The following is a 1,433-nucleotide window of genomic DNA, read 5'->3' on the forward strand; positions in this document are numbered from 1 at the left end:
ACGGTGGTACTAAGCGTACGACAAGTAGGGCGGGACACGAGAAATCCTGTCTGAAGATGGGGGGACCATCCTCCAAGGCTAAATACTCGTAATCGACCGATAGTGAACCAGTACCGTGAGGGAAAGGCGAAAAGAACCCCGGGAGGGGAGTGAAATAGATCCTGAAACCGTGTGCATACAAACAGTCGGAGCCTCTTCGTGGGGTGACGGCGTACCTTTTGTATAATGGGTCAGCGACTTACATTCAGTGGCGAGGTTAACCAGATCGGGGAGCCGTAGAGAAATCGAGTCCGAATAGGGCGACAGTCGCTGGGTGTAGACCCGAAACCAGGTGATCTACCCATGGCCAGGATGAAGGTGCGGTAACACGCCCTGGAGGTCCGAACCCACTAATGTTGAAAAATTAGGGGATGAGCTGTGGGTAGGGGTGAAAGGCTAAACAAACCTGGAAATAGCTGGTTCTCTCCGAAAACTATTTAGGTAGTGCCTCAAGTATCACCATCGGGGGTAGAGCACTGTTATGGCTAGGGGGTCATTGCGACTTACCAAACCATTGCAAACTCCGAATACCGATGAGTGCGAGCTTGGGAGACAGACGTCGGGTGCTAACGTCCGGCGTCAAGAGGGAAACAACCCAGACCGCCAGCTAAGGTCCCAAAGATTGGCTAAGTGGAAAACGAAGTGGGAAGGCTAAAACAGTCAGGATGTTGGCTTAGAAGCAGCCATCATTTAAAGAAAGCGTAATAGCTCACTGATCGAGTCGTCCTGCGCGGAAGATGTAACGGGGCTAAGCCAGTCACCGAAGCTGCGGATATCGAGCAATCGATATGGTAGGAGAGCGTTCTGTAAGCCTGCGAAGGTGTCTTGTAAAGGATGCTGGAGGTATCAGAAGTGCGAATGCTGACATGAGTAGCGATAAAGGGGGTGAAAAGCCCCCTCGCCGAAAGCCCAAGGTTTCCTGTTCAACGTTCATCGGAGCAGGGTGAGTCGGCCCCTAAGGCGAGGCAGAGATGCGTAGCTGATGGGAAGCAGGTTAATATTCCTGCACCGTCGTATGATGCGATGGGGGGACGGATCGCGGAAGGTTGTCTAGCTGTTGGAATAGCTAGTTTTTGACTCATAGAAGGCGCTTAGGCAAATCCGGGCGCGGAATTCAAGGGGTCGAGACGAGCGCTCATGTAGCGCGAAGCAATCGGAAGTGGTTCCAAGAAAAGCCTCTAAGCTTCAGTCATACGAGACCGTACCGCAAACCGACACAGGTGGGCGAGATGAGTATTCTAAGGCGCTTGAGAGAACTCGGGAGAAGGAACTCGGCAAATTGGTACCGTAACTTCGGGATAAGGTACGCCCCGGTAACTTGATTGGTTTACTCCATGAGGGTGAAAGGGTTGCAATAAACTGGTGGCTGCGACTGTTTAATAAAAACACAGCAC

General features: G+C 52.0%; 1 rRNA gene. It reads left to right on the forward strand.

The features are described from left to right. Positions 1–1,433, forward strand: a 23S ribosomal RNA gene (locus AC07PE_RS27075); the annotation flags it as partial.

The organism is Telluria sp. GW821-FHT07G12, from assembly GCF_059418525.1.